23 protein-coding genes and 1 pseudogene are annotated in these 22,809 nt (G+C 75.0%); 10 read left to right on the forward strand and 14 right to left on the reverse strand.

All coding sequences use genetic code 11. From position 1 onward, the window contains the following. Positions 1–168 precede the first annotated feature (168 nt). Complete coding sequence (locus JWP64_RS16930) at positions 169–873, forward strand: alpha/beta fold hydrolase (RefSeq protein ID WP_297497897.1); 705 nt, start codon at positions 169–171, stop codon at positions 871–873. On the opposite strand, the gene ligD is transcribed toward JWP64_RS16930, so the two are convergent. The 4 genes from ligD to JWP64_RS16950 all read right to left on the reverse strand — a co-directional run bounded on the left by ligD (position 859) and on the right by JWP64_RS16950 (position 5,049). Beyond that, the gene (ligD, locus tag JWP64_RS16935; RefSeq protein WP_297497900.1) at positions 859–2,880 is read right to left on the reverse strand and encodes a DNA ligase D; all 2,022 of its coding nucleotides are present in this window, start codon (positions 2,878–2,880) and stop codon (positions 859–861) included. The genes JWP64_RS16930 and ligD overlap by 15 nt on opposite strands. Positions 2,881–2,993: 113 nt before the next feature. Continuing rightward, positions 2,994–3,815 carry a hypothetical protein gene (locus JWP64_RS16940; RefSeq protein WP_297497904.1) on the reverse strand — a complete coding sequence of 274 codons (822 nt, stop codon included), beginning with the start codon at positions 3,813–3,815 and terminating at the stop codon, positions 2,994–2,996. Beyond that, a complete protein-coding gene (locus tag JWP64_RS16945; RefSeq protein ID WP_297497907.1) occupies positions 3,767–4,087 on the reverse strand; it encodes a hypothetical protein in 321 nt (106 codons plus the stop codon). Before JWP64_RS16945 ends, JWP64_RS16940 begins: the two co-directional genes overlap by 49 nt. Next, positions 4,084–5,049, reverse strand: coding sequence for a TIGR03885 family FMN-dependent LLM class oxidoreductase (locus JWP64_RS16950; RefSeq protein ID WP_297497910.1), 966 nt, complete (start codon positions 5,047–5,049; stop codon positions 4,084–4,086). The genes JWP64_RS16945 and JWP64_RS16950 overlap by 4 nt, the downstream gene beginning before the upstream one ends. A 123-nt stretch (positions 5,050–5,172) precedes the next feature. Here JWP64_RS16950 and JWP64_RS16955 point away from each other — a divergent pair, with 123 nt between their 5' ends. Further along, positions 5,173–6,429 carry a cation:proton antiporter gene (locus JWP64_RS16955; protein ID WP_297497913.1) on the forward strand — a complete coding sequence of 419 codons (1,257 nt, stop codon included), beginning with the start codon at positions 5,173–5,175 and terminating at the stop codon, positions 6,427–6,429. A gap of 65 nt (positions 6,430–6,494) precedes the next feature. After that, entirely contained in the window at positions 6,495–8,078 is a 1,584-nt protein-coding gene (locus tag JWP64_RS16960) for an FAD-dependent oxidoreductase (RefSeq protein WP_297497917.1), read from the forward strand. Here the strand turns inward: JWP64_RS16960 and JWP64_RS16965 are convergent. The 3 genes from JWP64_RS16965 to JWP64_RS16975 all read right to left on the reverse strand — a co-directional run bounded on the left by JWP64_RS16965 (position 8,023) and on the right by JWP64_RS16975 (position 9,970). Beyond that, positions 8,023–8,877, reverse strand: coding sequence for a YhjD/YihY/BrkB family envelope integrity protein (locus tag JWP64_RS16965; RefSeq protein WP_297497920.1), 855 nt, complete (start codon positions 8,875–8,877; stop codon positions 8,023–8,025). The genes JWP64_RS16960 and JWP64_RS16965 overlap by 56 nt on opposite strands. A gap of 15 nt (positions 8,878–8,892) precedes the next feature. After that, entirely contained in the window at positions 8,893–9,462 is a 570-nt protein-coding gene (locus JWP64_RS16970; protein WP_297497923.1) for a hypothetical protein, read from the reverse strand. A 61-nt stretch (positions 9,463–9,523) separates the two neighbouring features. After that, complete coding sequence (locus JWP64_RS16975; protein WP_297497926.1) at positions 9,524–9,970, reverse strand: STAS domain-containing protein; 447 nt, start codon at positions 9,968–9,970, stop codon at positions 9,524–9,526. A 164-nt stretch (positions 9,971–10,134) separates the two neighbouring features. Here JWP64_RS16975 and JWP64_RS16980 point away from each other — a divergent pair, with 164 nt between their 5' ends. Both JWP64_RS16980 and JWP64_RS31565 read left to right on the forward strand, forming a co-directional pair. Then, on the forward strand, positions 10,135–10,542 hold the full coding sequence (locus JWP64_RS16980; protein WP_297497929.1) for a hypothetical protein: 408 nt from the start codon (positions 10,135–10,137) through the stop codon (positions 10,540–10,542). 135 nt (positions 10,543–10,677) lie between these two features. Further along, positions 10,678–11,049: pseudogene (locus tag JWP64_RS31565) on the forward strand (CDP-alcohol phosphatidyltransferase family protein); the annotation flags it as partial. Between the two features lie 121 nt (positions 11,050–11,170). Here JWP64_RS31565 and crtI read toward each other — a convergent pair. Together crtI and JWP64_RS16995 are read right to left on the reverse strand one after the other, a co-directional pair. After that, positions 11,171–12,751, reverse strand: a complete 1,581-nt coding sequence (gene crtI, locus JWP64_RS16990) for an NAD(P)/FAD-dependent oxidoreductase (protein WP_297497931.1) — start codon at positions 12,749–12,751, stop codon at positions 11,171–11,173. A gap of 30 nt (positions 12,752–12,781) precedes the next feature. After that, positions 12,782–13,903, reverse strand: a complete 1,122-nt coding sequence (locus JWP64_RS16995) for a glycosyltransferase family A protein (protein WP_297497934.1) — start codon at positions 13,901–13,903, stop codon at positions 12,782–12,784. Between the two features lie 157 nt (positions 13,904–14,060). Here JWP64_RS16995 and JWP64_RS17000 point away from each other — a divergent pair, with 157 nt between their 5' ends. Next, the gene (locus tag JWP64_RS17000) at positions 14,061–14,882 is read left to right on the forward strand and encodes a carotenoid biosynthesis protein (protein WP_297497936.1); all 822 of its coding nucleotides are present in this window, start codon (positions 14,061–14,063) and stop codon (positions 14,880–14,882) included. Positions 14,883–14,886: 4 nt separating this feature from the next. Here the strand turns inward: JWP64_RS17000 and JWP64_RS17005 are convergent, their stop codons facing one another. Together JWP64_RS17005 and JWP64_RS17010 are read right to left on the reverse strand one after the other, a co-directional pair. Continuing rightward, complete coding sequence (locus tag JWP64_RS17005) at positions 14,887–15,225, reverse strand: DUF3618 domain-containing protein (RefSeq protein ID WP_297497938.1); 339 nt, start codon at positions 15,223–15,225, stop codon at positions 14,887–14,889. A 94-nt stretch (positions 15,226–15,319) separates the two neighbouring features. Next, positions 15,320–16,903 carry a phospholipase D family protein gene (locus JWP64_RS17010; protein ID WP_297497941.1) on the reverse strand — a complete coding sequence of 528 codons (1,584 nt, stop codon included), beginning with the start codon at positions 16,901–16,903 and terminating at the stop codon, positions 15,320–15,322. A 147-nt stretch (positions 16,904–17,050) separates the two neighbouring features. On the opposite strand from JWP64_RS17010, the gene JWP64_RS17015 reads away from it, so the two are divergent. Then, positions 17,051–17,617, forward strand: coding sequence for a hypothetical protein (locus JWP64_RS17015; protein ID WP_297497944.1), 567 nt, complete (start codon positions 17,051–17,053; stop codon positions 17,615–17,617). Positions 17,618–17,638: 21 nt separating this feature from the next. Here JWP64_RS17015 and JWP64_RS17020 read toward each other — a convergent pair whose 3' ends face one another. Continuing rightward, the gene (locus tag JWP64_RS17020; RefSeq protein WP_297497947.1) at positions 17,639–17,848 is read right to left on the reverse strand and encodes a hypothetical protein; all 210 of its coding nucleotides are present in this window, start codon (positions 17,846–17,848) and stop codon (positions 17,639–17,641) included. A gap of 302 nt (positions 17,849–18,150) precedes the next feature. Between JWP64_RS17020 and JWP64_RS17025 the strand changes: the two genes are divergently transcribed. Next, a complete protein-coding gene (locus tag JWP64_RS17025) occupies positions 18,151–18,441 on the forward strand; it encodes an ankyrin repeat domain-containing protein (RefSeq protein WP_366890108.1) in 291 nt (96 codons plus the stop codon). A gap of 37 nt (positions 18,442–18,478) precedes the next feature. On the opposite strand, the gene JWP64_RS17030 is transcribed toward JWP64_RS17025, so the two are convergent. Continuing rightward, on the reverse strand, positions 18,479–19,009 hold the full coding sequence (locus JWP64_RS17030; protein WP_297497949.1) for a ferritin-like domain-containing protein: 531 nt from the start codon (positions 19,007–19,009) through the stop codon (positions 18,479–18,481). A 353-nt stretch (positions 19,010–19,362) separates the two neighbouring features. Next, entirely contained in the window at positions 19,363–21,012 is a 1,650-nt protein-coding gene (locus tag JWP64_RS17035; RefSeq protein ID WP_297497952.1) for a catalase, read from the reverse strand. A gap of 321 nt (positions 21,013–21,333) precedes the next feature. On the opposite strand from JWP64_RS17035, the gene JWP64_RS17040 reads away from it, so the two are divergent. Then, on the forward strand, positions 21,334–22,518 hold the full coding sequence (locus JWP64_RS17040) for a zinc-dependent alcohol dehydrogenase (RefSeq protein WP_297497955.1): 1,185 nt from the start codon (positions 21,334–21,336) through the stop codon (positions 22,516–22,518). Between the two features lie 39 nt (positions 22,519–22,557). Next, complete coding sequence (locus JWP64_RS17045) at positions 22,558–22,743, forward strand: hypothetical protein (protein ID WP_297497958.1); 186 nt, start codon at positions 22,558–22,560, stop codon at positions 22,741–22,743. Positions 22,744–22,809: the final 66 nt, after the last annotated feature.

Genomic DNA, 22,809 nt, shown 5'->3' on the forward strand with positions numbered 1-22,809 from the left:
CCGTCGACCAAGTCAGGTCCACCACCACCGACGCCGGACAGACCGTCGCCGCGGAAAGCCGCTCCGCCGCCGAACAGGTCAAGAACCAGGCCACCGACTCCGCCGGCACGGTCAGGGAGAACTCGCCTGGATGACGGCCCCGGCCGGGCCCCGTCACCGACCACCGTGGTGACCGGGGCCCGGCCGGTCGTCGCCGTGCCGGGGCTCGGTCTGTCCGCCGAGATCCCGCAGCGGCTGTTCCGCGCACTCCCCACCGCCGGGCCGACGACGGTCGTCGAGCTGCCCGGCTTCGGGTTGCCCGCGCCGCGCGGCCTGGCGATCGGGTTGGCCGCCCAGGTGGACCGCCTGCTCGACGCACTGCGGGGACGGGGTCCCGGCGATCCGGTGGTCCTGGTCGGACATTCGGCGAGCTGCCAGCTCGTCGCGGAGGTCGCGGCTCGGGAGCCGGAACGGGTCGCCGGCCTCGTGCTCGTCGGCCCGACCACGGATCCGCGCGGGTGGACCTGGCCCGGTCTCGCCACCCGGTGGGTGCGGACCGCCGCCCACGAGCGGCCGGGGCAGATCCCGCGGCTCGTGCACGACTACCGGAACACCGGGCCGGTGGCGATGGCGCGCACGCTCGACGCCTTCCGCCGGTGCCGCATCGAGGACTCGCTCGGCTCGGTCCGCTGCCCCGTGCTGGTGCTGCGCGGGCTCCACGACCGCATCGCCCCGGCGGACTGGGTGGCCGCCCTGGCGCGCCTGCCTCGCGACGGTTCGGCGGTCACCGTGGCGGCCGGCGGGCACATGGTCCTGTCGACGCACCCCCGGCTGGTCGCCGCCGAGGTCTCGGCCTTCCTGGCCCGGCGGGTGGGCGTGTCAGAGGGGCGGTAGCCGCTGCGGCCTGCCTCGCAGCGGCGCGAGCGGGTCGCCCGCGTCGCGGAGCCGCGCGGGCGCCGTCCGCAGGGTCCACCGGTCCGGGCGCAGGTCCGGGTCGTCCAGCTCGGCCCAGGTGATCGGCATCGACACCGGCGCTCCGGGCCGCGGTCGCGGGCTGAACGGCGCGACGAGGGTCTTGTTGATCGCGTTCTGCGTGTAGTCCAGCCGCGCCAGGCCCTGCCGGCGGTCCGTGTACCACTCCCACGACACCAGCTCCGGCACGATCCGGCCGACGGCGCGGGACAGCTTCTCCACCCAGCCGCGGGTGTCCGCGAAGGTGTACCCGGGCTCCACCGGCACCCAGATCTGGATCCCCCGCTGCCCGGTCACCTTCGGCGCGGCGTCGACGTCCAGGTGCTCCAACGCCGTGCGGAAGAGCCGGGCGAGGACCAGCACGTCGTCGAACCGGTTCCGCGGCCCGGGATCGATGTCGATCAACGCCCAGGTGGGCTGCCGCACGTCCGGCAGCGCCGAGGTCCACGGGTGCAGCTCGACGGCGCCGTGGTTCGCCGTCCACACGAGCGCCGCCGTGCTGTCGACGACGGCGTAGACCTGCGACTCCCCCGGCCTCGCGTCCGGGTTGCGCCAGCGCCGCAGCCACTCCGGGGCGTGGTCCGGGACCTCCTTCTGCCAGAACCCCGGGCGATCGACGCCGTCCGGGAAGCGGTGCAGGTTCACCGGCCGGTCCGCGAGGTAGGGCAGCGCGTACGGGGCGACGACCGCCTGATAGCGGATCAGCTCGCGCTTGGTCACCGGCGGTTCGCCGTCCCGGCCGGGGAAGAGGACCTTGTCCAGGTTCGTCAGCGCGACGTCCCGGCCGGCGATCCGCCAGCTGCCCTTGCCGTCGAGGGCGTCGAGGGCGGCCAGCTCGTCGTCGGTGGCGGCGCGGTCGGCCCGCCCGGAGCGCTCGGGCTCCGCGGAGGGCGGGGTGCGGGCTCGGGCCTCCGCGGCGGCTCCGGCGCGGGTCCGGGTGACGGGCGGCGGGGCGGCACCCGGCGGGAAGGCGATCCGGATCTCCTCGGGGTCCCTGTCCGGGCGCAACCCGCGCCACACGGCGTGCCGCAGCCGGCCGTCGTGGGTCAGCGTCCGGTACTCGACCTCGCCGACCAGCCGCGGCTCGACCCACCGCGCGCGCCGGGCGTGTTCACGCGGCACGGTCTCGTCGAACGGGCTGTCCTTGCGGCGCAACGGCTCCAGCCGTTCCAGCAGCGCGTGCAGCATCTCCTCGGTGAAGCCGGTGCCGACGTGGCCGAGGAACCGCAGGAGGCCCTCGTCGTCCCGGGCCCCGATCAGCAGCGACCCGAGCGTCGACGTCCGCCGGCCCTCCCCGGGGCTCCACCCGCCCAGGACGACCTCCTGGGTGGTCAGCAGCGCCGTCTTGGTCCACACCGGGGAGCGCCGCCCCGGCTCGTAGGGGGCGTTGCGGCGCTTCGCCACGATCCCCTCCAGGCCGTGGCCCCGGGCGATCTCCAGCAGCTGCGTGCCGGTCAGGTCGGTGGACGCGGGCGGCACGGACACCAGCGGCGTGTCCTCCAACCCCAGCTCCGCGAGCCGGGCCCGACGCGCGTCGTACGGCTCGTGCAGCAGCGAGCGCTCGCCCTCGGCCAGGAGGTCGAACAGGTACAGCGAGACCGGGACGTCCGCGATCAGCCGCTCGGACGGCGCGCGGACGTGCATGCGCTGCTGCAACAGCCCGAAGTCCGGACGCCCCGCCGCGTCCGCAGCGACGATCTCCCCGTCGAGCAGCAACGGCCGGTCGCTGCGCAGGCTCGCGACGAGCTCCGGATAGCCCGCGGTGACGTCGTTGCCGTTGCGGCTGGTGAACCGCACCGCGTCGCCGGAGACGGCGACCACGGCGCGTACCCCGTCCCACTTGAACTCGAACGCCCAGCCCTCGCCCACCGGCGGCGGGCCGGCGACGGCCAGCATCGGGCGGACGGGCTCGGGCAGCGGCTCCCCCATGTCGCACCTCCCCGGCTCGGTCGACCCGGCTCGGTCGTCCCCCGCCCGGTCTACCCCGGTCCACGCGCGACCGCACGCCGTCCGATCCGCACGTTCGGGTACAGACTGGACTCTCAGGCCGTCCGTAGCCAGCGACACCCGTAGGGCGCCAGGACGAGCGCGGCCCGCCCCTCCTCGTCGAGCCGCACCGGTTTCGCCGCGGGATCGAGCACGTCGACGAGCTCGGCGCCGGGCGGGCCGGCCAGCACCGGCGCAGCCCGGACCTCGGCGTCGGCCAGGTTGTGCAGGGCGACCACTGTGGACCCGTCGGCGTCGCAGCGGTGGGCGAGCACGGGGCGCGCACCGGGCCCGGGATCCGGCACGGTGTAGCTCCCCCAGGCGAGCTCGGGGCAGGCGCGGTAGCTGTCGACGAGCAGCCGCACCCAGGACAGCAGCGCACCCGGCTCGCGGGTCTGCTCCCGCGCCGCCGCCCAGTCCATGTCGGAGCGCACGGCGAAGCGGCCGGGCAGGCTCAGGTCCTCGACCATCCCGATCTCCTCGCCGTAGAACAGCACCGGCGTGCCCGGCAGGGCGAAGAGCAGGCTGTAGACCATGCGGATCCGGCGCTCGTCCCCGTCGAGCATCGAGGGCAGGCGCCGGCGCAGGCGCAGGCCGCGGCCGTAGAGCTGCATGTCCTCGTCCGGGCCGAACGCGGCGAACACCTCCGCGCGCTGGCCGTCGGTGAGCTTGTCCAGCGTGAGCTCGTCGTGGTTGCGCACGAACGTCGCCCGGTGCCCGTCCTCGGGCGGGTCCGGCCGGTAACGCAGCGCGTTCGCGAGCGGCTCCGCGTCCGCCCGGGCCAGCGACAGGTACGTCTCCTGCATGCCCACGAAGTCGAAGCACATGGTCAGCTCGTCGGTGGAGCCCGCGCCGTCCCGGGCGCCGAAGAACGGCATCGTGTCCGGTACGGGAGGTCGACCTCCCCCAGCAGCACCGCCTCGCCGTTGCGCCGGCGCAGGAACGCGGCCAGGCCGGCGAGGTAGTCGGGCGGGTCCGGGAGTGCGCCCGCGTCGTCCTGGCCCGCGGTCTCGAGCAGGAACGGCACCGCGTCGACCCCGCGGAAGTCCCCGCAGCCGTCGCCGTTCCCGTCGGCGAAGGTCTCGACGTCCAGGCGGTGGACGACGACGGCGTTCTTCCACCACAGGTCCGAGGTCCGGGTCGGCCTCACGCCGCCGCCTTCAGCTGGGGCAGGACCTTCGAACCGAAGGCATCGATGAACGCGTCCTGTTCCTGGCCCACGTGGTGCAGCGCGATCTCGTCGAAGCCCAGCCCGGCGAACTGCGCGAGCCACGCGGTGTGCCGGCCGAGGTCGCTCGAGATCTGCACGGACCCGCGGACCTGCTCGATCGGGACGTATTCCGACACCGCGTCGAAGGTCTCGGCGGTGTCGATGTCCCAGCAGGCCGGGGGCGGGAAGACGTTGCTGCGCCACTGCTCGAGCGCGATCGTCTCGGCCGCCTCCTCCTCGCGCGCCCAGCTGACGTGCACCTGCAGGTGCAGCCGCCCGCGCCCGCCCGCGTCGCGGTAGGCGTCGATCATCGCGCGCAGGTGCGCGGGCGGGGCGTTGACGGTGATCAGCCCGTCCGCCCACTCGGCACACCGGCGCGCGGTCGGCACGCTGACTGCCGCCCCGACCAGCGGCGGCGGCTCCTCCGGCCGGGTCCACACCCGGGCCCGGTCGACCCGGACGAGCCCGTCGTGGCTGACCTCCTCGCCGCGCAGGAGGGCCCGGATCACGTCGACGCACTCGCGCAGCCGGGCGTTCCGGACGGCCTTGCGCGGCCACCGGTCCCCGGTGATGTGCTCGTTGCTCGCCTCGCCCGTCCCGAGGGCCGCCCAGAACCGGCCCGGGTACATCGCGCCGAGCGTGCCGATCGCCTGGGCGAGGATCGCCGGGTGGTAGCGCTGGCCGGGCGCGGTGACCACACCGAACGGCAGCGAGGTCGCCTGCAGGGCGGCGCCCAGCCACGACCACGCGAACGCGGACTGCCCCTGCCGCGCGCTCCACGGCGAGAAGTGGTCCGACGACATCGCGGCCTCGAACCCGGCCTGCTCCGCCCGCCGGGCCGCCTCGAGCAGCGCGGTCGGGGGTATCTGCTCGTGCGAGGCATGCCAGCCGTAAGCGGTCATTTCCGGCGGTACCCGCTGCGGGGGTGTGCCGACACCCCGATCGAGGATTGAGCGGGACGGCGGCGGGGAACGTCCGACCGGATCCGGACAGGAACCCCCGAACCCCACTTTCGAACGGAATCAGTGGACGTCCTCGACCTGACCTTCGCCCTCGTCGGCCTCGGCGCACTGATGGCGGCCCTGCTGCCGCGGCTGCTGGCGAACCGGCCGCTCTCGATGCCGATCGTGTTCCTCGCCCTGGGCGTCGCCGTCTTCGCGGTGTTCCCGGACCTGCCGGACCCGGATCCGCTGGCCCATCCGGCCGCGGCGGAGCACCTCACCGAGATCGGCGTGATCGTCGCGCTGATGGGCGCCGGGCTGAAGCTCGACCGGCCGCTCGGCCGGCGCTCCTGGTCCTCGACGTGGCGTCTGCTCGCGATCGCCATGCCGCTCACCATCGCGGCGACGGCGCTGCTCGGCTGGTGGTGGGCCGGCCTCGTGCCGGCGGCGGCCCTGCTGCTCGGCTCGTCCCTCGCCCCGACGGACCCGGTGCTCGCCTCCGACGTCCAGGTCGGCGATCCGGGCGGGCACGCCGAGGGCGAGGACGAGGTCCGCTTCGCGCTGACGTCGGAGGCCGGCTTGAACGACGCCCTGGCCTTCCCGTTCGTCTACGCCGCGATCGCCATGGCCGCGGCCGGCACGGGCCTCGCCGGCTGGATCGGGGACTGGGCCCTGCAGGACGTGCTGGTCAAGCTCGCCGTCGGGGTCGTCGGCGGGATCGTGGTCGGCCGCGCGCTCGGGGCGCTGTTCTTCCGCAGCCGGTCCGAGAAGTGGCACCTCGCCTCGCAGGCCGAGGGGTTCGTGGCGCTCGCGGCCACGTTCCTCGCCTACGGGCTGACCGAGGTGGCCGGCGGCTACGGCTTCCTGGCGGTCTTCCTCTGCGCGCGCAGCCTCCGGGCCACCGAGCGGGGCCACGAGTACCACCAGGTCCTGCACGACTTCGTCGAGCAGATCGAGCGGCTGCTCACCGTGCTGCTGCTCGTGCTCTTCGGCGGGACGGTGGCGCGCGGGCTGCTGGACGCGCTGACCTGGCAGGCCGTGGCCGTCGCGATCGCCGTCGTCCTGGTCGTGCGGCCGCTGTGCGCGTGGCTCGCGCTCCTCGGCGGCCGGGGTTCCCGCGGGGAACGGGCGGCGATCTCCGCGTTCGGCATCCGCGGGATCGGGTCGTTCTACTACCTCGCGTACGCCACGAGCCAGGCCGCGTTCCCCGGCGCCGACGAGGTGTGGGCGGCCGCGGGGCTGGTGGTGATCGTGTCCGTCGTCGCGCACGGCGTCGCGGCCGGGCCGATCATGAACCGGCTCGACCGGCGCCGGCGGGCGGACCTCGCGGTGGATCCGTAGGACTCCGGCGGGAGGAGGACAGTCGTCGAGGGGCGGATCATGCCGGGCGTGCTTAGGCTCGTCCGGTGGTCGACGAACTGCGCAGCCGGGCCGCTCCCCTCCGGATGCGGCCGAGACGCCTGGTGACGGCGGATCCCGCGCTCCCCCGCGACGTGCCGGCGGGCACCGAGGCCGTCGTCGTCGGGGCGGGGGTCGCGGGCGTCAGCGCCGCCGTCGTGCTCGCCGAGCGCGGCGTCCGGGTCACGCTGCTGGAGGCCGCGCCGACGCTGGGCGGGCGCCTCGGGGCGTGGCCGCACACCCTGCCCGACGGCACCGAACAGGTCGTCGAGCACGGGTTCCACGCGTTCTTCCGGCACTACTACACGTGGCGGTCCGTGCTCCGCCGGATCGACCCCGAGCTGGGCTTCCTGGCCCCGGTGGGCGGCTACCCGGTCGTCTCCCGGCGGTGGCCCGCCGAGGACCTGACCGGGCTGCCGGCGGCGCCCCCGCTCAACCTGCTGGCCCTGCTGGCCCGCTCCCCCAGCCTCGGGCTGCGGGACCTCTCGGGCGCGGACTCGGCAGCCGGGCTCGGCCTGCTCAGCTACGACCGCGCCACGACCACCGCCCAGTTCGACGACGTCACCGCGGCGGAGTTCCTCGCGCGGATGGGTATGTCCGAGCGGGCCCGGCAGATGCTGTTCGAGGCCTTCGCGCGATCGTTCTTCTGCAACCAGGCCGAGCTCTCGGCAGCCGAGCTGGTCGCGATGTTCCACTACTACTTCCTCGGCAACCCGGAGGGCATCGGGTTCGACGCGCCGGTCACGGACCACCTGACCTGCCTCTGGGACCCCTTCACCCGGGTGCTCGAGAAGCACGGCGCCGAGGTCCGGACGGGCGTCCGGGTGGAGCGCCTCGAACCGGACGGCCACGGCTGGCGGCTCGCACTCGGCGGCGAGACCGTGACCACTCGCAACGTGGTCCTCGCCCTCGATCCGGGCGCGCTGTCGGCGCTGCTGGCCGCGTCCCCCCGGACGGCGGCGACGGCGCCCCGGCTGGCCGCGCAGTGCGCAGCGCTGCGGGTGGCGCCCCCGTTCGCCGTCACCCGGCTCTGGCTGGACCGCGACGTCGCGCCGGAGCGCGCGAGGTTCAGCGCGGTGAGCGGGGAGGAGACGCTGGACTCGATCACGGTCTACTCCCGGCTGGAGCGCCCGTCGGCCGAGTGGGCGGCCCGGACCGGCGGGTCGGTCGTCGAGCTGCACTCGTACTCGTGCGGGGCGCCGGACGCGGCGTCGGCCACCGCCCGGATGCGCGCCGAGCTCGCCGCGCTCTGGCCGGAGACCGCCGACGCCGGCGTCGTCCACCTGCAGGAACGCCAGGAGGCGACGGCACCGGCCTTCCCGCCCGGCGGAGCGGGCGGCCGGCCCGGGGTGCGGACGGACGCGCGCGGCGTGCGGATCGCCGGAGACTTCGTGGAGCTGCCCTACCTGGCCGGGCTGATGGAGCGGGCGTCGATGTCCGGGGTGCTCGCCGCCAACGACGTCCTGGCCGAGGCGGGCGCCCGACCCGAGGAGGTCCTGGGCGTGCCGCAGCGCGGGCTGTTCGCCGGGCTGCCGGTCACGCCGCGGCCGGACGGTCCCGGCCTGCGGATCGCCCGTCGAGCACGAGGGTGAGCCGGTAGCCGACGAGCACCAGCACGTGCACGAGGTAGAGCCACAGGGCGAGCGCGGCCACCGCGCCGAAGACGGGCAGCCCGCCGAACGGCAGTGACCACTCGACCGGGATCGCGAGGAACAGCAGGAAGCCCTGCAGGAACCCGGCGAGGAAGGACCCGGTCCCGAAGCCGCCCCACAGCAGCGCCCGCAGGCCGACCCGGCCCGCCGCGACGAGCCGGTACACGAGCACGAGCGCCACCGACACCCCGATCCACACGACGTGGAACGCGATCAGGACGCCGAGCAGCAGGCTCCTCCCGCCCGCGGCGTAGAGGGGAGCGGCGACGGGCGCGGACGCCAGCACGGCGAGCACGAGGAGCGGGGCGAGGGCGACGACGGGAAGCACCCCGACCCGCCCGCGCCAGCCGGTCAGCCGCTCGGAGCGGCGCGGCGAGAGCTGCAGGAACGCCCGCCGCAGCCCCTCCCCGTAGAGGCTGGCGGGGAACAGCGCCACGACGGTCTGCAGCCAGGACAGGTTCAGCGCCGTCGCCGTCAGGGTGCGGAGGGCCGAGGGCGTGCCGTGCCCGCCCGGTAGCCCGCCGATCGCCGTCGCCATCCCCGCGGCGACGGCGTCGGGACCGATCAGCGCCGCGGCGACCCGCAGCCCGATCAACGTGATCGGGACGACGCCGAGCAGCGCGAAGAACGACGCCCCGGCGGCCCAGAGCGCCACGTCGCTGACCGGGAAGGAGGGCCCCAGGTCACGCAGCACCCCGCGGGGCGACCGAGCCGGGCCGTCTCCGTCCTGTTCGGTCACGTCCCGGCCGGCGGGCTAGGTGAGGGCCCCGATCAGCCGGCCCGGCTTGGCGAGGATGCCCGGCAGCGCCTGGCTCGGCCGCTGCTGCTCGCCGTGCACGGCGTTGACGACGACCAGCGCCGCGGTCAGGGCCGGGATCACCCACTGCGCCGCCTTGAGCTGCCGCTGGGTCGCCGCGACCTCCGGCGTCGTGTCCACGGCGGGCTCGGTCGCGCCCTCGACGGGCACGTCCCCGGCCCCGTCGAGCTTCTTGCCCAGCACGCCGGTGTAGGCGGTGGCGCCGAGGGCGGCGGCGGTCAGTCCCGTCTTGAGGACGCTCGTCACGCCCACCCCGCGCTGTGTCGCCACCCGGCCCTTGTTCGCCAGCAGCAGGCCGGCCGACCCCGCCAGGTGGGCGCCGATGGCGGCGAAGTTGACGGGCGTCCAGCGCGCCCACCCGGAGTTGGCGACGTGCAGCCGGCGGGTGCGTTCGGGCAGCTCCGCCGCGGCGCCGTTGATCCCGACCGCCCCGGCCAGGGAACCGCCGAACCAGGCGGCGAGGCCCAGGTCGTTCAGGCTCCGGATGATGGTGTTTCGACCCGACACGGGGTTCCTCTCGTCGTGCGGTGGTGCTCGGTCGCCGAGGGATAGCCGCGCGGGGGCCGGTTCACACCCGATCCGGCCGAACCTTTTCCACACGGGCTCCCCAGTCGGCGGCGGCGTCGTCCGACCCCAGCTCGGCGACGGCCTCCTCGACCGACGGGAAGGTGCTGAACTCGGTGAGCACCTGCCGGACCCGGACGGGCAGCAGCGTCAGCCGGCCCGCGCAGCCAGTGAGGTGGACGCCGATCCCGGCCCGGGCCGCGGTGTGCCGGACGTGCCGGAGCGTCTCGACGGCCCCGGGCCCGAAGTGCCCGACCCCGGCCAGGTCGACCAGCAGGTGGCAGACGGTGTGCCGCGCGACGCCGACGACCCCCAGCACCTGCAGCTGCATGTCCGCCAGCCGGACCAGCCGCGCGGCCGCCTCGACCCCGAGCGCGCCGGCCACCCTGATCAGGCGGAACCCCGCCGACGGCGTCTCGACGGCGAGCTGGACCCGGTCGGGAGTACGCATGAGGACCTCCTGGACTCGCGGCGGGCCGCACCGCCCGCGCCGTCGGGAGGAGACCCACTGACGGGGCGCTCTACACCCCCGGGTGTCGAAGGAGCGGCCAATGGGAACCAGGTCCCGGAGAGAGCCGGGGCGTAGGCCGTCGGCCGCCACGAGAGGATGCCCAGGTGGGACTGCTGCAGACCACCGCCCGCCGACCGGACCCCAGATCGACGAGGGACGTCGTGCTCGACCGCGCCACCCGCGGCGTCGGCGTCGCCACGGCCGCCTACGCGATCACGACGCTCGTCCGCCCACGGGTGTTGTCCGATCCCACGGCACTCGGCTCGTCCACGGGCGTCGCCGTGCTCGTGCGGACCGTCGGGGACCGCGACACCACGTCCGGGCTGGCCCTCGCGCTCACACCCCGGGGCCCGGCGCAGCGGCTGGCACTCCCGGTGCGGGCCGCCTCGGACGCCGGCGACGCCGTCGTCTTCGGGCTCTCGTCGCTGCCGTCGGCGGCCAGGAAGAAGGCCGTCGGGGTCGCGGCACTGTGGTCCGCGGTCAACGTGGCGCTCCTGCTCGCCCGGCGCTGAGCCGTGCCGGGGACGGGCCGGGGCGACGGGCTGCGGGGCTGGGCCGAGCTGCACGGGGACCTGACCCCGGGCGGCCCCGCGCGCGGCTGGATCCGTCTCGTCCAGGGGCTCGCGTCCACCGGGCCGGTCTCCCGGGTGCCGCCGGACGTCCTGTCGTTGGCCGGGGTCCTCGTCGCCGCGGGGGCGTGGCCCGTCGCGGCGGCCGGGGGCAGGTGTCCGCTGCTCGCGGCCGCGCTCGTGGTGCTGGCCGGGATCCTCGACGGGCTCGACGGCGCGGTCGCGCTGCGCACCGGTACCGCGCGCCCGCTCGGCGCGGTGGTCGACGCGGCCGCGGACCGGGTCGGGGACCTGCTGCTCGTCGGGGTCCTCGGCGCGCTCGGGGCCCCGCTGCCGCTGTGCGCCGGGATCGCCGCCCTGGTGATGCTGCACGAGTACGTGCGGGCCCGGGCCCAGTCCGTCGGCATGCCCGGTGTCGGCGCGGTCACGGTGGCCGAGCGGCCGACGCGGGTGATCGTCGTGGCGGTCGCGGCGCTCGGCGCGGGCACGTTCCCCGCGGGGGCGCCGTGGACCGGCTGGGGCTGGGCAGCGGTGTGCGCGCTCCTGTGGGCCGCGCTGGCCGCGGTGGGGCTCACGCAGCTGGTCGTGGCGGTGGCACGGACCGTGCCGCCCCACTTCGGTAGTGGTCGCGGTGGTCCGGGTCACGGTGGTCCGGGTCACGGTGGTCCGGGTGGTGACGGGCCGGGCCGATGAGGCCGGCCACGATCCCCGCCGAGAGCAGCACCAGCGGGAGCCCGCCCCCGGGATGCGCTGAGCCGCCGACCAGGTAGAGGCCGTCGACCGGCGAGCGGTTGGCGGGGCGGAGCATCGCCGCCCGCGCGCCGTGCGAGGCCGTCCCGTAGATCGCGCCGCCCGGCGCGCCGGTGTCCCGCTCGAGGTCGGCGGGGGTGCGGATCTCCCGCCACCGCAGCCGGTCCCGGACGTCCTCTCCCCGCACGGCCAGCGTCGCGAGGACGTGGTCCGCGTACCGCTCGCGGAGCCCGGGCGCGTCCCAGTCCACGCCCCTGCCGGGATCGTGCGGCGGGGCGTTGACCAGCACGAACCAGCCCTCCGACGCGTCGTCGGGGCGGAGCGCGGGGTCGTCCGGGGCGTGCACGTAGATCGTCGGGTCGGCGACGGGCGCGGGCCGCCGGCCCAGGGTCGCGTCGAACTCGGCGTCGTGGTCCGCCGGGAACCAGACGCGGTGCGCGGGCCCGGGGACGCGGCCGTCGAGGGCGAGCAGGAGCACGAACCCCGCGAGCGAGCGCGACGCCCGGCGCAGGGCCCGCCGCGGCCGTGCGGCCTCCGGCCCGGTCAGCAGGCGGCCGTAGAGGACCGAGGCGTCCGCGTTGCAGACCACGAGGTCCGCGCCCAGCGCGGTGCCGTCGGCGAGCCGCACCCCTGTCGCGCGCCCGCGCTCGGTGCGGACCTCGGCGACCTCGGAGCCGAGGTGCACCTCGACGCCGAGGTCCCGGCAGCGGGCGAGCAGCGCGTCGCCCACCGTGCGGAGCCCGCCCCGGACGTACCAGGCGCCGAACCGCTGCTCCACGTACGGCGTCACGGACAGGACGGACGGGGTGCGCCGCGGATCGGAGCCCGAGTAGGTCGCGTACCGGTTGAACCAGGTGCGCAGCCGCGGGTCCGGCAGGGCGGCCCGGCCCAGCCCGGCGAGCGAGCGCCACGGGGCGACCACCCGCAGGTCACGGAGCCGTCGGGACAGCCGGAGCAGGTCCCGCGGCCCGTCGAACGGCCGGCGCAGCACGGCGTCGCCGACGAGGTCCCAGAGCCGGCCGGAGCGCCGGTACAGCGCCTCCCACGCCGCCCCGGAACCGGGCCCCAGCGCCGCGTCGAGGGCGGCCGGGACCTCCGCGGGGTCGTGCGGCATGTCCAGCCGCGTCCCGTCGGCGAACCGGTACACGCAGACCGGGTCGACGGGCACGACCTCCAGCCCGGCCGGTCCGCCGGTGTCCGCGAAGAGCTCGTCGAGCACCCGCGGGAGGGTGAGCAGGGACGGGCCGGTGTCGAAGGCGAAGCCGTCCCGCTCGTAGGTGCCGAGCTTGCCGCCGTGCGTCGCGGCACGTTCGTGCACCGCGACGGCGTGGCCCTGCGCCGCCAGCCGGGCCGCCGCGGCGAGGCCGCCGACCCCGGCGCCGATCACGATCACCCGGCTCACCGGTCCACCGTCCTCACCGGTCCACCGTCCTCACAGGGCGCGCCCCTTCCAAGTCAGCGTGCCCGCGCGCCGCCCGGCCCAGGACGATGCGAGCAGGCCCAGCAGCGTCAGGACCGAGACCGGGTGCGCGGCCGCGTCCGGCCACACCCGTCCCCCGGTGCGGCGCGCCGCGAGCACCCGGCCGACGACGCCGGCGCCGTACCCGAGCAGCCCGGCCCGGGACCCGCGCAGCGCGGCCAGCGCCGGGACGACGTAGACCAGCGCCAGCAGCGCCGCCACGGCGGCCGACGCGCCGGGGCCGCCGAACGCCCTCCACAGGGACTTCCGGTACCCGGCGGCGAGTTCAGCCCAGCCGTCGTACATCCGGCAGGTGGCGATGCGGGAGCCGTCCGCGACGCCGGTCCGCCCGCCCGCCCGGCGGACGGCCCGGGCGAGCGCGAGGTCGTCCAGGACCTCCCCGGCCACGGCCCCGAACCCGCCGGCGGCGGCGAGCGCGCCGGAGTCGACCAGGAGGAACTGGCCGTTGGCCGCGACCAGCGAGGGCCGCCGGGACCGCTCGGCCACCCCCAGCGGCAGGCTCACCAGCCACGACCAGGCCAGGAGCGGCTGCACCAGGCGGGTGGCCGGGCCGTCGGCGAGCTGGCGGGGCCACGGGCAGAGCAGCGCGAACCCACCGTCGCGCAGGACGGCCACCGCGGCGGCGACGGCCCGCGGCGCGAGCACGACGTCCGCGTCGACGAACACCAGTATCCGGCCGGTCGCGGCGGCGGCGAGCTGCGCGCACGCGTGCGGTTTGCCCAGGACGCCCACGGGCGGTGGTGCGCCCCGCAGGACCCGCAGGCGGGGATCGGCCCCGGCGACGTGCTCGACCAGCGCGGCCGTGCCGTCCGTGGAGCCGTCGTCGAGGACGAGCACCTCCAGGTTCGGCACGCCCGTCTGGGCGAGGAGCGAGCGGACGGTCGGCGCGATCCGGTGCGCCTCGTCGCGGGCGGGGACGAGCACGGACACGCGCTCCCGGACGGGCGGCGGAGCGGCCGGCGGGACCCGGAGGCGGCGGAGGTTGAGCAGCTCGTGGAGGGTCCCGGCCACGGCGAGGCCGGCCCCGGCCCGCACCGCGCGGCGCACGATCCGGGCCGTCCACGACTCGATCATCGCGGCAGATACTAGACGGGAACGGCTCCGGCGGCGCGGCGACGACGATCGCGCCGAACCCGGGCCACACGGGGAAACGAGGGGGTTTCGGCGCGCCCCGGACGGGGACCTTGCGGTGTGCCGGGTCACCGGGTACGCCGCGCCGAAGGGTTCCGCCATGCTCCGTCGCTCCCCCGCCCTGCGCCGCGGCCGGCTCGACCGGACGGCGTGGACGCTGGTCGGCGCGGCGGTGCTGACCCAGATCCTGTACCCGCTGACCCCGGGGGCGCTGCTCGTCGTGCCGACCGTGGTGTCCGTGGTGATCTTCGCGGCGGCGTCGCTCATCGACGCCACCCGCCTGCACGGGGCCCGCGGCACCGTGGTCCTGCTCGTCGTGGCCGGGGGCGGCGGCCTCGCGGCGGAGGCCGTGGGCGTGGCCACCGGCCTCCCGTTCGGCGCCTACGCCTACACCGGCACCCTCGGCGCGGAGCTGTTCGACGTCCCGGTGATCGTGCCGCTGGCGTGGATCATGATGGCCTGGCCGGCGCTCGTCGTGGGCCGGACGCTGGTGGCGTCACCGGCATCGATCGCCGCGGTCGGCGGGATCGCGCTCGCGGCCTGGGACGTCTTCCTCGACCCGCAGATGGTCGACGCCGGGCACTGGCGGTGGACGCACCCGTCGCCCTCGCTGCCCCTCGTCCCGGGCATCCCGCTGAGCAACTACGCCGGCTGGCTGGTGGTGTCCGTCCTGATGATCACCGCGCTGGACCGGCTGCTCGGGCGGCGCCCGGGCGGTGCGCCCCCGTCCGGTCCGGCGGCCGCGCTGTACCTGTGGGTGTACGGCTCGTCCGTCCTCGCGCACCTCGCGTTCTTCGGGCTGCCCGGATCCGCGCTGGTGGGAGGCGTCCTGATGGGGCTCGTGGCCGTGCCGTTCGCCCGCGTCGTGCGGCGTGCCGGTCTCCCGGCCGTCCGCGGCTCCGACGACCGGCGGGCGCGCTGACGCGCTACCGGGGCTCCGCCGCGCGGCGCCGCCGGACCACCACCGCCACGACGATCGCGACGACGGCCGCCGCGACCGCGGCGCGCACGGCGCCCGCGCCCCCGGCCTTCCGTGCGGCGGTGCGGAGCCGGGCCGGGACGTCGAGCCGCGAGGTGAGCTCGTCCAGGGTCTCGCCGAGCTCCTCGCGGACCTGCTCGATCTCCTGCACCCGGTCGTCCTGCATGGCCTCGACCTCGCGCTCCACCTCGGCCCGGAGCTCCTTCGACGAAGTCTCCGTCCCGTCGACGACCGGACGGTCCGGGGACAGGCCGCCCGGCTCCTCGTTCTCCGCGTGCGTGCTCATGGCTGGTGTTCCTCTCGACGGGCCGGACCGGCCGTGTGCCGGGGGATCACCGTTTTCGGTGCCGGTCAACCCTCCGGGCCCGACCGCCCCCGCCTCACCAGCGGTTGCGGCGCCGGTCCCGCCACGGCCGCCCGTCCGGGTCGTAGACGAGGCGGTAGACGGGTGCGGCCCACAGCTTCGTGTGCAGCGGCAGGTGCTCCGGCCGGTGCGGGCGCAGCTGCCCCGGGGGCCGCGGCCCGGCCCGGCCGCCGTCGTGCCAGGCGTCGAGCGCGCGGGCCGCGGACTCCATGACCGCGACGGCGCCCTCCGGGCTCACCAGGTCGGCGTCGTCGCCGGGGCCGCGGTCGAGGTGGTGGCGCATCAGCTCGAGGCGCAGGTCCCGGGCGAACCGGCGGGCCCCGTCGCCGAGGCCGCCGGGATCGGCCGGCTCGCGCCCGTCGGGCCGCTCGTCCAGCACCGCGGCGGTCAGCTCGCTGTCGTGGCTCCACGAGCGGCGGTTGAGGTTGGCGCTGCCGACGGCCGCCCACACGTCGTCCATCACGGCGACCTTCGCGTGCACGTAGACGGGCGTGCCGCAGTGGCTCTCCAGGTCGAAGACGTGTACCCGGTCCGCCGCCGCCCGGCGGCAGACCTCGAGCGCCTCGAGCCGGCCGACCTGGTTCGGCGGCAGCGCCAGCCGGCCGTCGACGTCCGGATGCCGCGGGACGACCACCACGACGTGCAGGTCCCGGCTCCGCTCCAACGCGGCGGCGAGCAGGCGGGCGATGTGCGGGGACCACATGTACTGGTCCTGCAGGTAGACCAGCCGCCGGGCCCGCCGCAGGGCCTTCGCGTACCCGCGGGCCACGGACCGCTCCCCCTTCGGCGCGAACGGGTAGCCGGGCCGGGTCGACGGGTACGTGCGCAGCGCCTGCACGGACATCTCGCCCGCGGGCTCCGGGTCCGGCCCCTGCTCCGGGAGCGGTTCAGCCACCGTGTCCGCCCGGTCGAGCGCGTCGCGGATCCGGGCGATCGGCGAGTGCAGGTCGAGCGGGCGCGGGTCGTTCCACCGCTCCCGGAACACCGCGTCGAACATCCCGACGGCGGGACCCCGCACCTCGAGCTGGGCGTCGTGCCACGGCGGGTGCTCGCCGTACACCTTCGCCATCGGCACGGGCTGCGGGTCCCCGAGGTGCCTCGCGTCGTCCCGGCGTGAGTGGCACAGGTCGATGCCACCGACGAACACCACGTCGCGGTCGGGGTCGCCGGGCCGGCGCAGCACGACCAGCTTCTGGTGGTGCGAGCCCGCCCGGCGCACGCGCTGGTCCAGCAGCACCTCGCCGCCGGCCTCGCGGACCTCGTCGCCGAGCCGGCGGTTCTCCTCCTCGCTGTAGGACAGCTCGTCGGAGTGCGAGCGCCACATGAGTCCCTTGACGACGACCCCGCGGCGCGCCGCATCGCCGAACAGCTGGGCCACCGTGGGGCCGTCGGGGGTCAGCAGCTCGTCGGCGTCGCCGCGCCAGTCCGTGAAGAAGAGCTGGTCCCCGCGCCCCAGCTCCGGGACCTCCTCCGCGAGCCGCGCGAAGTACGTCGCACCGTCGACGAGCGGCCGTACGTCGTTACCGGCGCACCAGGCCGGCAGCCTGCAGGCAGCGTTGTCCCGTTCCCGCGTCGTCAGGAACCACTGGTCGAGGTCCACACTCACCTCTCGGGGCCGGGCGGTGCGGCACTGTCCGATCACGAGCCGCGGAGGCGGACGCTACCGACGGAAGCGGCAATTCGCTCGATGCCTCCGTCACGGGACGCACACGGCCGCCGGCTCGCCGGGCCGCGATCTGCTCACGGCGTGCGCGTCGGGACCGTGAACATCGCCGCCGGGCGAGACCGCCTCGGCCGGTCGGTCGGCGCCCCATCGCTCGCCGCGGCCGTCGCGGGTCTCGACGCGGACGTGCTGTCCGTCCAGGAGCTGGACACCGGGCAGCCCCGGTCGCACCACGTCGATCGGCCCGCAGTGGTGGCCGAAGCGTTCGGGGCGCTCGCCTGGCGGGACGCGGCGACGGTCGCCGGGACGCCCGACCCGTCCGCGTCCTGGCGGCCGCTCGAACCCCCGGCGCTCCGCGGCCCGGACGACGACCGCTCGGGCCCGCGCTACGGGATCGGGCTCTTCTGCCGGCGCCCCGTCCGGCGCCGGCACGTGCTCGGGCTCCCGCCGGGCCGGGCGAGGTTGCCGGTTCCGAACCCGCGCGCGGAGGAGCTGGTCCGCGGGCCGACCTTCCCCGCCCACCGGCCCCGGCTGCAGGTCGACCACCTGTTGGCGCTGGGCGGGCTCACCGGGCGCGACCCGGAGATCCGCGCACTCGCGATCGGTGACCACAGGGCTGCGGTGGTCACCGTGCAGCGACGCGACTCCTGACCCGGCCGGGTTGGAGAGAGCTCAGTAGAGCACCGGCGGCGCAGGCTCCCAGCCGCGGCCCGTCTCCTCCATGTGCAGCGGCCGGTCGCAGCCGAAGCGGGCGTGGGTCCGTTCCCAGCCGCGGGCCAGGCCGGGGTGGAAGACGGTCACGCCTGCCCCGCACGTCTCGCACTCCGCCGCCCACTCCACCGCGACGAGCCCTGACGGGTACCGGTGTTCCTGCTGCCTCATGCCGCACTCTCCCGCGCCGGACCGCCCGGCCCGACGATCGTTCTGCGGTCGTCGTCCTCGAGCCGGGACGAGCCTGTCCCACCGGGGGTGCCCGCCGTCGGCACGGCGAATCGGGCCGATCGGGTGAAATTCGGACGACGGCCGCGGACGGGTCCGTCCGAGATGTGCGGTGGCCCGCCCGTTCGTAGGGTTCCGGACATGGAGCCCGACGAGGAGACCCTGGCGTTCGCACCGGATGTTCGAGCTCGCCCGCGACGGCGGCACCGAGGAGCTCGCCGCGAACGTCGACGCGGGGCTGCCCGGTGAACCTGACCAACGACAAGGGCGACACCCTGCTGATCCTCGCGGCCTACCACGGCCACCCGGAGACCGTCGCGGCGTTGCTGGCCCGCGGCGCCGACCCGGGCCGGGTCAACGACCGCGGGCAGACCGCGCTGGGGGCGGCGACGTTCCGCCGCACCCGCGAGTCCGTCGTCGCATTGCTCGCGGTCGGTGCGGACCCGACGGCGGGCGGGCAGTCCGCGCTGGCCGTTGCGCAGTTCTTCGACCTGCCGGAGATGGCGGAGCTGCTGCGCGGGGGCCGGCCGGCCTGACCGGTTCGCCACGGCCCCGGCCGCCGTGCCCGGCTCCCTAGGTCATCTGCTCCAAGAAATTGATCATGTCGTCGGCGTGCTCCTCCTCGACCTCGAGGATCTCCTCGAAGATCCGCCGGGTGGTGACGTCGCCGTCACCGATCCACTTGATGATCTCGGTGTAGGACGCGATCGCGACGCGCTCCGCCACGAGGTTCTCCTTGATCATGTCGATCAGGCGTTCGGCGGTCGTGTACTGCGAGTGCGAGCGCCCGGTCAGCGTCTCCGGATTCATGTCCGGGACGCCGCCCAGCTGGGCGATCCGGGCCGCCAGCCGGTCGGCGTGCTCCTGCTCCTCGCCCGCGTGCTCGGCGAACTCCTTCGCCACCGGCTCGGCGTCGAGTCCCTTCGCCGCGTACTGGTGCTGCTTGTAGCGCAGGACGCACACGATCTCGGTGGCCAGGGCCTCCTGCAACACCCTGAGCACCCGGTCCAGGTCGGCGCCGTACTCGCTCGTCACCGGGCCCTTGTCGATCTCGGCCCGGGCCCGGTCGCGGAGAACCTGCACGTCGGTCAGAAAGTCGGCCATGACACTCCTCCATGCCCCGCTGACGGTGCTGGGGTCAACCGACACCGACGACGACCCTCGTGGGTTCGACGGGGTCGTGGCGCCGACCCACCGTGACGAACACGCCGGGTAGTTCTCGGCCCCCCGGACCGGGGCGACCGGCCTGGAGCTCATCCCGCGGTGCGGTAGTGGTGACCGCCCGCACACTGCGTGCGCAGCACTGGAGATCGAAACACATCCGCCGGAAGCGTGGCGTACGTCCACGAACGAGGTAGGCCATGCCCCCCACTCGCAAGCCGGACCATTCCGGCCCCGCCCCACGACGCGGCCGGCGGGACATCGTCCCGCCGGCCGCGTCGTGTGTGGTGCCGGAGTCAGCTCGCGGTGGCGACCGCGCGGTGCTCGTTCGGCACGCAGTGGGTCATCGTGTGCCCGGTGACGTCCCGGGAACCGTTCTTGCCGAGGTTCTCGAGGCGGTGCTGCTCCTCTTCGTTGAGCGTCTGCTTCGGCAGCGGCGGCAGGTCGCGGACGTCGTCGGCGGTGATGCCGAGCCCCTCCCCGACGCGGCGGCCCAGCTCGTCCTCGCACATGAAGAGGTGCCAGACCATCCGGCGCTGCACCTCCGGCGTGGCCTCGCCGATGTTCGCGACGAAGTTCGCCACCAGGTCGTCGCGCTCCCAGTCCTGCATCAGCATGAACCGCTCGCCGGGCTGGGCGTAGTCGTTGGTGCGCGGGATGCGCGCCCGGGTCAGCCGGCCCTCGAGCACCGGCCCCAGCTCGTCGGCGTGCGGGTACGGAGCCTCGGCGAGCCCGCCCATCGTCGACGGTTCGTAGTTGACGTGCGGGTTCTCCCCGCCGGTGTCCACGAAGTACGTCATCTGGCCGTCGCGCTGGTTGGTCGCGACCGTCGCGTTCTTCGGCGAGTTCACCGGCAGCTGCAGGTAGTTCGGGCCGACGCGGTAGCGCTGGGTGTCGCTGTAGGAGAAGGTCCGGCCGACCAGCATCTTGTCGTCGGAGAAGTCCAGCCCGTCGACGAGCACGCCCGTGCCGAAGCTGATCTGCTCGTTCTCGGCGAAGAAGTTCTCGACGTTGCGGTTGAGCTGCAGCGTCCCGACCTTCTTCGGCGGGAAGACCTCCTCCGGCCAGACCTTGGTGTCGTCGAGCGGGTCGAAGTCCAGCTCGGGGTGGTCGTGGTCGTCCATCATCTGCACGAGCAGCTCCCACTCCGGGTAGTCGCCGCGCTCGATGGCGTCGAACAGGTCCTTCGACGCGTGCCCCAGGTCGTCGGCCTGGACCGCCGCCGCGTCCTCCTCGGTCATCGAGGCGACGCCGCACGTCGGCATGAAGTGGTACTTGACGAGCTTCGTCTCGCCCTGGGCGCTGACCCACCTGTAGGTGTTCACGCCGAACCCCTGCTGGTGGCGGTAGTCCGCGGGGATGCCGCGCGGGCTGAAGAGGTTCACCAGCATGTGCATCGACTCGGGGGTCTGCGACATGAAGTCGAAGATCCGGGCCGGCTCCTGCCGGAACGTCACGGGGTCCGGCTTGAGCGAGTGGATGACGTCCGGGAACTTGATCGCGTCCCGGATGAAGAAGACCCCGAGGTTGTTGCCGACGAGGTCCCAGTTGCCGTCCTCGGTGTAGAACTTGACCGCGAAGCCGCGCGGGTCCCGGGCCGCCTCGGAGGAGTCCCGGCCCCCGATCACGGTCGAGAAGCGCAACGCGACGTCGGTCTGCTTGCCCTCCTCGGCGAACAGCTTCGCGCGCGTGTAGTTCGCGATCGGCTCGTCCCCCCACTTCCCGGTGGCGGTGAACGTGCCGTAGGAGAGGAAGCCGCGCGCGTGCACCACGCGCTCCGGGATCCGCTCCCGGTCGAAGTGGCTGATCTTCTCCAGGAACTGGTAGTTCTCCAGGGTCGCCGGGCCCCGCGGCCCGACGGTGCGCTGGTTCTGGTTGTCGTGGACCGGGTGGCCCTGCCGGTTGGTGAGCCCGGCCCGGTTGGGCGCGCCGTTCGGTTCGGTCATCCGTGGTCTCCCTGTCGTGCGACGTGCATACCTTTCCGCGAGACGGGTAGCCGAGGCGGCGTCGATCAAACCCACCGAGCCGGACGACGGTCTCCATGATCTCGGCCGGGTCCTCGAGCAGCTGCAGCCGACGCTCGAGCCCGGCCAGGAACCGGTCGCGCGCGGCATCCATTCCTCCGCTCGCCACGCCCCCGACGCGCAGGGATGGTACCGGCGCCCCGGGTTTCCGTCCGTCGACGCCGGGGGCCGCCGGACGGTTTGCCGGACGGGTGATCGAGGAACGTCACGACCGACCCGGATCCCTGACGAGGAGTGCTTTCGATGCGCGCAGTGACCTGGCACGGCAAACGCGACGTCCGCGTGGACACCGTCCCCGACCCGACCATCCAGGACCCGACGGACGTGATCGTCCGGATCACCTCGACCGGGATCTGCGGCTCCGACCTGCACCTCTACGAGGTCCTCGGGCCCTTCCTCGACGAGGGCGACATCCTCGGCCACGAGCCGATGGGCGTCGTCGAGGAGGTCGGCGCCGGGGTGACCGAGCTCCGCGCGGGCGACCGCGTGGTGATCCCGTTCAACGTCTCCTGCGGCACCTGCTTCATGTGCTCGGCCGGCCTGCACTCCCAGTGCGAGACCAGTCAGGTCCGCGAGCAGGGCATGGGCGCCGCGCTGTTCGGCTACACCAAGCTCTACGGCCAGGTCCCGGGTGGACAGGCCGAGTACCTGCGGGTCCCGTTCGGCAACACGCTGCCGATCAAGGTGCCGGACGGCCCGCCGGACGACCGCTTCGTCTACCTCTCGGACGTCCTGCCCACGGCCTGGCAGGCGGTGGCCTACGCCGACGTCGCGCCCGGCTGCAGCCTCGTCGTCCTGGGACTGGGGCCGATCGGGGACATGGCCACCCGGATCGCGCAGCACCGCGGCGTCGAGCAGGTCATCGGGGTGGACCTCGTCCCGGCCCGGCTGGACCGGGCCCGCAAGCACGGCGTGCAGGTCGTCGACCTGCGCGAGCACGGCAAGGACCTCGGCGAGGTCGTGCGGGAGCTGACCGGCGGGCGCGGCGCGGACGCGGTGATCGACGCCGTCGGGATGGAGGCGCACGGCTCGCCGATGGGGAAGATCGCGCACCAGCTCGTCGGCTACCTGCCCGACGCCGTCGCGGCGCCGCTGATGAAGACCGCCGGGACGGACCGTCTGGCGGCGCTGTACTCGGCGATCGACCTGGTCCGGCGCGGCGGCACGATCTCGCTGTCCGGCGTCTACGGCGGCACCGCGGACCCGCTGCCGATGCTCACGATGTTCGACAAGCAGATCCAGCTGCGGATGGGCCAGGCGAACGTGCTCCGCTGGGTGCCGGACATCCTGCCGCTGCTCGACGACGCCGACGTCCTGGGCACGCAGGACTTCGCGACGCACCGGCTGCCGCTCGCCGCGGCCCCGCAGGCCTACGCGACGTTCCAGAAGAAGGAGGACGGGATGGTCAAGGTGCTGCTGCAGCCGTGAGCGGGGATTGAACGCCCGCCCCGGGGGCAATAAGCCTGCATGAGCGAGAACACCGGGAAGCGCGACGACGACGAGGGCCTGGTCGCGGAGGCGCTGCGGGAGTCCACCGTCACCGGCGCGCCGGGGGAGACGAACGACGAGACCCCGCCGGAGCCGCAGGCGACGGCGTTCCCCGGGGCCGGCCCCGAGGGACGCGACGACGAGCGGAAGAGGGAGCGCGACTGAGATCGCGTACCCGGGCCGGTAGCCGATCACCGGTCCGGGTACGTGCCCCGCATGGCGACCCCGAAC

The sequence above is a fragment of the Pseudonocardia sp. genome, assembly GCF_025465255.1.
Taxonomy (GTDB): domain Bacteria; phylum Actinomycetota; class Actinomycetes; order Mycobacteriales; family Pseudonocardiaceae; genus Pseudonocardia.